The 9,867-nt window shown below is 70.6% G+C and carries 2 protein-coding genes; both read left to right on the forward strand.

The genetic code is table 11. From position 1 onward, the window contains the following. Positions 1–2,872, forward strand: a 2,872-nt coding sequence (locus ABD793_RS42380; RefSeq protein ID WP_344869530.1) for a type I polyketide synthase, incomplete at its 5' end; no start/stop codon positions are given. 47 nt (positions 2,873–2,919) lie between these two features. Next, positions 2,920–9,867, forward strand: a 6,948-nt coding sequence (locus ABD793_RS42385; protein WP_344869531.1) for a type I polyketide synthase, incomplete at its 3' end; no start/stop codon positions are given.

Here is a 9,867-nt window from a genome sequence, read left to right on the forward strand (position 1 = left end):
GGTGACTGGGTCGTTGCGGCGTGATGACGGTGGTTTGCGGCGGTTGCTGACGTCGATGGCCGAGTTGTTCGTGCGTGGTGTACCGGTGGACTGGTCCGGGGTGCTGCCGCCGTCCAGGCGGGTCGACCTGCCGACATATGCCTTCGATCACCAGCACTACTGGCTCCAGCCCACTGAGTCCGCGACCGATGCGGCGTCTCTGGGGCAGGTCGCTGCCGACCATCCGATGCTGGGTGCGGTGGTGCGGTTGCCGCAGTCGGACAGCCTGGCCTTCACCTCGCGGTTGTCCTTGGCAGCGCAGCCCTGGCTGGCTGAGCACGCGGTCGACGGGGTGGTCGTCCTTCCCGGCAGCGGGCTGGTGGAGTTGGTCGTGCGGGCTGGTGACGAGGCCGGTTGTGCGGTGTTGGACGAGTTGGTGATCGAGGCGCCGTTGGTGGTCCCGGAGCGTGGTGGGGTTCGGGTCCAGGTTGCGGTGGGCGCGCCGGGTACGAACGGTTCGCGCACGGTGGACGTGTACTCCCAGCCTGACGGAGACACGCAGGTGTGGACCCGGCACGGCAGTGGGGTGCTTTCGGCGACGCCGAGTGCCGGCGCCGAATTCGACTTCACCGCTTGGCCGCCATCGGGCGCGCAGCCGGTCGGCGCCGGGGAAATCTACGAAGACCTTGCCCTGCAAGGGTTCGACTACGGGCCGGTGTTCCAGGGCGTGCAGACGGCGTGGCGGCGCGGCAGTGGCGACAATGCCGAGATCTTCGCCGAGGTCGCCCTGCCCGACGAGCAGCGTGCGGAGGCCGGCAGGTTCGGCATCCACCCCGCGTTGCTGGACGCGGCACTACACCCGGCCTTGCCGGCCGAGGACGGAGCACAACTACGGCAACCCCTGGAATGGCGTGGGTTGGTGCTGCACGCCGCGGGTGCGTCGGTGCTGCGGGTACGGCTGGCCGCCAACGGACCCGACACCGTGTCGTTGATCGCGGCCGACGGCACTGGGCACTTGGTGGCCTCGGCGGACGCAGTGGCGCTTCGGGCGCTCTCCGCCGGACAGCTGAACACTGCGAGGGAAACCCGCGACTCGTTGTTCCAAGTGGACTGGACCGAACTTCCGCCGGTTCAAGCCGAAACGCCGCCGTCCTGGTCGGCGGTGGCGACCGCGGACGAGCTGGCTACGCTGGCCGATGGCGCGACTGCGGTGCTCGAGGTCGACGGCGGCGAGGATTCCCCGCTGGTGGTGACCTCCCGGGTGCTGGAGGTGCTCCAGGCGTGGCTGGCCGGGCCCGGACCGGAGGATTCGCGACTGGTCGTGGCGACCAGCGGTGCGGTGCCCGCCGGCGGCGTGACGGTGACCGATCCGGCTGCGGCCGCGGGGTGGGGGCTGGTCCGTTCCGCGCAAGCGGAGAACCCGGGCCGGATCGTGCTGGTCGACCTCGACCCGGCCTCCGGGCACGGGATCGAGTCCGTGCTGGGTTCGGTGCTGGCCTGCGCCGAACCGCAGGTCGCCGTGCGGGGAACGTCCTTCCACGTACCGCGCCTGGTTCGGGCCGGTGACAAAAACCGCGCCGAGTCGACCGTGTTCGATCCGGAAGGGACGGTCCTCGTCTCCGGCGCGGGCGTGCTTGGCGGCGTCATGGCGCGCCACCTGGTCACCCGGCACGGGGTCCGGCATCTGGTGCTGGCCAGCCGCCGGGGCCCGGCCGCCGAGGGCGCCGAGGACCTGGTCGCCGACCTCACCGGTCAAGGTGCGGAAGTGTCCGTTGTGGCCTGTGATCTGTCCGAACGCGACGAGGTGGCCGCCTTGCTGGCCGAGCACCACTGCACCGGCGTGGTGCACACGGCGGGAGTGCTGGACGACGGCGTGATCGGTGCGTTGACTCCGGAGCGGTTGGCCGGTGTGTTCGCGCCGAAGGTCGATGCGGTGCGGCATCTCGACGAGCTGACCCGGGAGCGGGACCTCGACGCGTTCATCGTGTTCTCGTCGGGATCCGGCGTGTTCGGCTCGCCGGGGCAGGGCAACTACGCGGCGGCCAACGCATTCCTCGACGCGAAGATGGCCGAGCGCCGGGCGGCGGGTCTGCCCGGATTGTCGCTGGCGTGGGGTTTGTGGGAGCAGGCCACCGGCATGACCACGCACCTCGGCGGAGCCGACCAGGCACGGATGAGCCGTGGTGGTGTCCAGGCGATGACCGCAGAAGAGGGGATGTCCCTGTTCGACGCGGCCACCGGGCACGAGGAGGCGCTGCTGGTGCCGGTGAAGCTGGACCTGCGTGCGGCGCGCTCCGGTACGGCGGTGCCGCATCTGCTGCGTGGACTGGTCCGGGCCGGACGGCAGCAGGCGCAGGATGTGTCCGAAGTGGACAACAATCTGCTTCACCGGCTTTCCGGTCTTGCCACAGCCGAACAGGAGGCGCTGCTCGTCGATCTGGTACGTGGTCAGGTCGCGACCGTGCTCGGACATTCCGGGCCGGACGGGGTCCGGGCGGACACCGCGTTCAAGGACGCCGGTTTCGACTCCCTCACGTCGGTCGAGCTGCGCAACCGGCTGCGATCGGCGACCGGGTTGCAGCTGCCCGCAACGCTGGCCTTCGACTACCCGACCCCGCTGGTCCTCGCCCGGCACCTGCGCGACGAGCTCGGCATCAGTGGCGACTCGCTGTCCTTCGTGCACGAAAAGCTCGAGGACGTCGAGTCGCTGATCAGCAGGCTGACTCTCGACGAGTCCATGAAAACCAGTATCACGCTTCGTCTTCAAGGTCTGGTGGCCAGGTGCAACGGAGTTCTTGAACAGGCGGAAGTTTCCACGGCCGCGGAGCAACTCGAATCCGCTTCCGCCGAGGAAGTCCTCGACTTCATCGACGAGGAACTGGGGATCGCCTGACCCGGTTCGCGACGGACGTTCCATCAATACCTTGTGAGGATCCAAGAATGGCCACGGACGAAAAGCTCCTCAAGTACCTCAAGCGGGTCACGGCCGAACTGCACAGCCTGCGCAAGCAGGGTGCCCGGCACGCCGACGAGCCGCTGGCCATCGTGGGTATGGCGTGCCGGTTCCCCGGCGACGTGTCCTCACCCGAGGATCTGTGGCGGCTGGTGGCCGACGGGGTCGACGCGCTTTCCGACTTCCCCGACGACCGCGGCTGGGAGCTGGACGGCCTGTTCGATCCGGATCCGGACAACCCGGGAACGTCCTACACCACACAGGGCGGTTTTCTGCGCGGCGCCGGGCTGTTCGACGCGGGCTTGTTCGGGATCTCGCCCCGCGAGGCGCTGGTCATGGATCCGCAGCAGCGAATGCTGCTGGAGACGTCGTGGGAGGCACTGGAAGACGCCGGTGTCGACCCGCTGTCGCTGAAGGGCAACGACGTCGGAGTGTTCTCCGGGGTGTTCACCCAGGGCTACGGGGCCGGCGCGATCACCCCGGAGCTGGAGGCCTTTTCGGGCATCGGTGCGGCGTCCAGCGTGGCGTCCGGCCGGGTGTCCTATGTGTTCGGTCTCGAAGGTCCGGCGGTCACGGTCGACACCGCGTGTTCCTCGTCGTTGGTGGCCATTCACCTCGCCGCACAGGCGTTGCGTGCCGGCGAGTGTTCGATGGCGCTCGCCGGTGGCGCGACCGTGATGCCGACGCCCGGCACCTTCGTGGCGTTTTCCCGGCAACGGGTGCTGGCTGCCGACGGCAGGTCGAAGGCCTTCTCTTCGACGGCGGACGGTACCGGGTGGGCCGAGGGCGCCGGGGTGGTCGTGCTCGAGCGGCTTTCCGTGGCGCAGGAGCGTGGCCACCGGATCCTGGCGGTGCTGCGTGGCAGCGCGGTGAACCAGGACGGTGCATCGAACGGCCTGACCGCGCCGAACGGACCGTCGCAGCAACGGGTGATCCGCAAGGCACTGTCCGGTGCCGGACTGCTGCCGTCCGATGTGGACATCGTGGAGGCGCACGGCACCGGAACCGCGCTGGGTGACCCGATCGAGGCGCAGGCGTTGCTGGCGACCTACGGCCAGGCGCGCGAGCCGGAGCGGCCGTTGTGGCTCGGTTCGGTGAAGTCGAACATCGGTCACGCGCAGGCGGCCGCAGGCGTGGCCGGGGTGATCAAGATGGTGCAGGCCCTGCGGTACGGCGTCATGCCGCCGACCCTGCACGTGGCAGAGCCGACCCCGGAGGTGGACTGGTCCTCGGGTGCGGTCGGGTTGCTGACCGAGGCCAGGGAGTGGCCGAGCGACGGACGGCCGCGCCGGGCCGGGGTGTCCGCGTTCGGGATCAGCGGGACGAACGCACACCTGGTGCTGGAGGAGGCGCCCCCGGAGCAGCCTCCCGCCGAGGACGCCGCACCCGCCGGACCGGTGCCGTTGGTCGTGTCGGCCGGAAGCACGGTTTCCTTGGCCGCTCAAGCCGGACGCCTCGCGGAACTGCTCGAGCACGACGAGACGACATTGTCGCGGTTGGCCGGCGCGCTGCTGTCCGGCCGGGCTTTGCTGAACGACCGCGCGGTGGTGGTCGCGGGATCGGACGAGGAAGCACTGGCCGGATTGCATGCCTTGGCGCGCGGTGAAAGTGCGCCCGGCGTGGTGACCGGTTCGGCTGCACCGGGCAAGGTCGTGTGGGTCTTCCCCGGCCAGGGTTCGCAGCGGCTCGGGATGGGCCGGGAGTGCTACGACCGGTATCCGGTGTTCGCGACGGCGTTCGAAGAGACCTGCGAGCAGCTGGACGCGTTCCTGGCCGGATGGGTCGGCCACTCGGTGCGGGATGTCGTACTGGGCAAGGTTGCGGGCAGCACGAGGCTGCTGAACCAGACGGTGTTCACGCAGGCCGGGCTGTTCGCGGTGGAGACCGCGCTGTTCCGGCTGGCCGAATCCTGGGGGGTCCGGCCGGATGTGGTGATCGGCCACTCGATCGGTGAGATCACCGCCGCGCACGTCGCGGGCGTGTTCTCGCTGCCGGACGCGGCACGGATCGTCGCGGCGCGGGGACGGCTGATGCAGGCGCTGGCTCCGGGCGGGGCGATGGCCGCGGTCGCCGCCACCGAGGACGAGGTCGCCGGGCTGCTCGGCGACGGCGTGGAACTTGCCGCGGTGAACGGTCCGTCGGCGGTGGTGCTCTCCGGTGCCGAAGACGCGGTACTCGCGGCCGCGGGCCGGATGCGGGAACGAGGGCACAAGACGAAACAGCTGGTGGTCTCGCATGCCTTCCATTCCGCGCGGATGGAGCCGATGCTGGCGGAGTTCGCCGCCGAGCTGGCCGAGGTGAAGTGGCAGGAACCGGAGATCCCGGTGGTCTCGAACGTGACCGGCCGGATCGCCGAGCCGGGTGAGCTCGCCGATCCGCAGTACTGGGCCGAGCACGTGCGGCGGCCGGTGCGGTTCGCGGACGGCATCGCGGCCGCGGTGGCGGATGGCGGATCGCTGTTCGTGGAGCTGGGCCCGGGTGCGGCGCTGACCGCTCTCGTCGAGGAGACCGCGGACGAGGCGACCTGTGTCGCGGCGCTGCGCGACGACCGTGCGGAGGAGCCGGCGCTGATCGCTGCAGTGGCCGAGTTGTTCGTCCGCGGTGTGCCGGTGGACTGGTCGGCCATGCTGTCCCCCGCGACCGGCTGGGTCGACCTGCCGAAGTATGCCTTCGACCAGCGGCACTACTGGCTCCAGCCGACCGCGCAGGCGACGGATGCGGCGTCGCTCGGGCAGGTGGCGGCCGATCACCCGCTGCTGGGCGCGGTGGTCCGGCTGCCGCAGTCGGACGGATTGGTGTTCACCTCGCGGCTGTCGTTGCGGTCGCATCCGTGGCTGGCCGATCACGTCATCGGCGGGGTGGTGCTCGTTGCCGGTACCGGGCTCGTCGAGCTGGCGGTCCGGGCGGGTGACGAGGCAGGCTGCCCGGTCCTCGAGGAACTGGTGATCGAGGCGCCACTGGTCGTCCCGGAACGCGGCGGAGTCCGGATCCAGGTCGCGGTGGGAGCGGCGGGGGAGACCGGTGCACGCACCGTCGAGGTGTACTCGCTGCGCGAGGACGCCGGCACCGAGGTGTGGACCCGGCACGCCAGCGGATTCCTGTCGGCAAGGCCGCCCGAGCAGGCACCGGGATTCGACTTCACCGCCTGGCCCCCGGCCGGTGCGCAGCGGGTCGAGGTCGGGGATTTCTACGCCGGACTCGTCGAAAGCGGCTACACGTACGGGCCGGCGTTCCAGGGACTGCAGGCGGTGTGGCGGCGCGGCGACGAGGTGTTCGCCGAGGTCGCCCTGCCCGAAGCGGAGCGTGCGGAGGCGGCCGGCTTCGGCATCCACCCCGGACTGCTGGACGCGGCCCTGCACGCAGGTATGGCCGGTGCCGCGGCGGAGGCCGAACCCGGACAGCCGGTGCTCCCGTTCGCGTGGAACGGCCTGGTTCTGCACGCCGCGGGTGCTTCGGCGCTGCGGGTCCGGCTCGCGCCGAGCGGTCCGGACGCGCTGTCGGTCGAGACCGCGGACGAGGCAGGCGGTCTCGTGCTGACGGCAGACTCGCTGGTGTCCCGCCCGGTATCCACCGAACAGCTCGGTGCCGCCGCCGCGGACAACCGCGACTCGCTGTTCCGGCTGGAGTGGATCGAACTGTCCGCGGTCGAGGCGTCCTCCGTGCCGTCCTGGGTGGCAGTGGCGACCCCCGATGAAGTCTCGGAACTGGCCGACGGCACGCCCCCGGCAGTGCTGTACGAAGCCGTCGGTGCTGAGGACGGCGCGCTGGACGTGACTTCGCGGGTACTGGAGATCGTTCAGGCCTGGCTGGCGGGGACCGCTTCCGAGGAGTCGCGCCTGGTGGTGGTGACCCGGGGTGCGGTGCCCGCCGACGGCGACGTGGTGAGTGATCCCGCCGCGGCCTCGGTGTGGGGACTGCTCAGGGCCGCCCAAGCGGAGAACCCGGACCGGATCGTCCTGCTTGACCTCGATCCGGACGCCGAAGGCGGCGCGGAGCCGGTTCTGGCTTCGGTGCTGGCGTGTGGTGAACCCCAGGTCGCCATCCGGGGAACCGCGCTGTGTGCGCCTCGCCTCGCCCGTGCCGAGCCGTCCGAGCCGTCCGAGCTGCCCGCCGTGTTCGGTCCACAACGGACGGTCCTGGTCTCGGGTGTGGGATCGCTGGGTGCACTGGTGGCCCGGCATCTGGTGGCCCGGCACGGGGTCCGGCAGCTGGTGCTGGTCAGCAGGCGGGGCCCGGACGCCGAGGGCATGGACGAGCTGACGGCCGAACTCACCGGGCAGGGCGCAGCGGTCTCCGTGGTGGCGTGCGACGTGTCCGACCGCGAGCAGGTGGCGGCGCTGCTGGCCGAGCACCCGCCATCCGCCGTGGTGCACACGGCGGGGGTGCTCGACGACGGTGTGCTCGAGTCGTTGACCCGGGAGCGGCTGGCCAGGGTGTTCGCGCCGAAGGTGGACGCGGTGCGGTATCTCGACGAGCTGACCCGCGACCTGGAGCTGGACGCGTTCGTGGTGTTCTCGTCCGCGTCGGGTGTCTTCGGCTCGGCCGGCCAGGGCAACTACGCCGCCGCCAACGCCTACCTGGACGCGGCGATGGAGAACCGCCGTGCCGCGGGCCTGCCGGGAACGGCACTGGCCTGGGGCCTGTGGGAGCAGACCGACGGTATGACCGCGCACCTCGGCGACGCCGACCAGGCGCGCGCGAACCGCGGTGGTGTACTGGCCATCTCGCCCGCGGAGGGCATGGAGCTGTTCGACGCCGCGTTGAGCGTGGCCGGGGCTCAGCTGGTCCCGGTCAAACTCGACCTGCACAAGACCCGTGCCGGTGGCGTGGTTCCGCACCTGTTGCGTGGCTTGGTCCGCGCCGGCAGGCAGCAGGCCCGTGCCGCTTCCACAGTGGACAAGGGGTTGGCCGGGCAGCTGGCCGGGCTCGCCGCGGCGGAGCAGGAGACCCTGCTGCTCGAAGTGGTTCGCGGCCAGGTTGCGCTCGTGCTCGGACACACCGGAGCGGACGCCGTCCGCGCGGACACGGCGTTCAAGGACGCCGGTTTCGACTCGCTGACGTCGGTGGAGCTGCGGAACCGGCTGCGCGCGGCGACCGGGTTGAAGCTGCCGGCGACGCTCGTCTTCGACTATCCGAATCCGGTCGCGCTCGCCCGCTACCTGCGTGCCGAGCTCGGTGACACGGTGGCGGGCACGCCCGCGGTGCCCGCGGCGGCCGCGGATCCCGGTGAGCCGATCGCCATCGTGGGCATGGCGTGCCGGCTGCCGGGCGGGGTGGCGGATCCCGAGGACCTGTGGCGGTTGGTGGCCGAGGGCCGGGACGGGATGTCTCCCTTCCCCGAGGACCGGGGCTGGGATCTGGCGGGCTTGTTCGACCCGGAACCGGACCGCTCCGGGACGTCCTACACCAGCCAGGGCGGATTCCTGGCCGGGGCCGGGCAGTTCGACGCCGGGTTTTTCGGGATTTCGCCGCGGGAGGCGTTGGCGATGGATCCGCAGCAGCGGTTGCTGCTGGAGACGTCGTGGGAGGCGCTGGAGGGCGTGGGGATCGACCCGGTCTCGTTGAAGGGCACCGATGTCGGCGTCTTCGCCGGGGTTTCCAACCAGGGCTACGGAATGGGCGCGGCTGCCTCGGAGCTGGAGGGCTACGCGAGCACTGCGGCCGCGTCGAGTGTGGCATCGGGGCGGGTGTCCTATGTGTTCGGTTTCGAGGGGCCGGCGGTGACCATCGACACGGCGTGTTCGTCGTCGTTGGTGGCGATGCACCTAGCCGGGCAGGCGCTGCGACAGGGCGAGTGTTCGATGGCGCTGGCCGGCGGCGTGACGGTGATGGGCACGCCCGGCACCTTCGTGGAGTTCTCGCGCCAGCGTGGTCTGGCAGGGGACGGACGGTGCAAGGCGTTCGCGGACGGCGCCGACGGCACGGGCTGGGCCGAGGGCGTCGGGATCGTCGTACTGGAGCGGCTGTCGGTGGCGCGCGAGCGTGGGCATCGGATCCTGGCGGTGTTGCGTGGCAGCGCGGTGAATCAGGATGGTGCGTCGAACGGGTTGACCGCGCCGAACGGCCCGTCGCAGCAACGGGTGATCCGCCGGGCCTTGTCCGGCGCCGGCCTTTCTCCGTCCGATGTGGACGCGGTGGAGGGGCATGGTACGGGGACTGCGTTGGGTGATCCGATCGAGGCGCAGGCTTTGCTCGCCACTTATGGTCAGGACCGCGATCCGGAGCGGCCGTTGTGGCTGGGTTCGTTGAAGTCGAACATCGGGCATGCGCAGTCCGCCGCGGGTGTGGCGAGTGTGATCAAGATGGTGCAGGCGTTGCGGCATGGCGTTCTGCCGCCGACTTTGCACGTGGATCAGCCGAGTACGCAGGTTGATTGGTCGGCTGGTGCGGTGGAGTTGTTGACGGAGGCGCGTGAGTGGCCGCGGGGTGGTCGGCCGCGTCGTGTGGGTGTGTCGTCGTTTGGGATTAGTGGGACGAATGCGCATTTGATCCTGGAGGAAGGTGCTGTTGAGGATTCGGTGTCGGGTGCGGTGGTGTCGGGTGGTGTGGTGCCGTTGGTGGTGTCGGCGCGGAGTGCTGGTTCGTTGGCTGGTCAGGCGGAACGTCTGGGGTCCTATGTGGATTCTGGGGTGTCGTTGGCTGGGGTGGCTGGTGCGCTGGTGTCGGGCCGTGCGGTCTTTGGCGAGCGTGCGGTGGTGCTGGCGGACTCGGCGGAGGAGGCCCGAGTCGGTTTGGCTGCACTGGCACGGGGGGAGGATGCGCCGGGCGTCGTGACGGGCCGGGTGCCTGTGTCGGGTGCCCCGGGCAAGGTGGTGTGGGTGTTTCCGGGTCAGGGGGCGCAGTGGTTGGGGATGGGTCGGGAGTTGTTGGAGTGTTCTCCGGTTTTTGCTGCGCGGGTTGAGGAGTGTGCGGTGGAGTTGGAGCGGTGGGTTGAG

This window comes from Amycolatopsis ultiminotia (assembly GCF_039536925.1).
Lineage (GTDB): Bacteria > Actinomycetota > Actinomycetes > Mycobacteriales > Pseudonocardiaceae > Amycolatopsis > Amycolatopsis ultiminotia.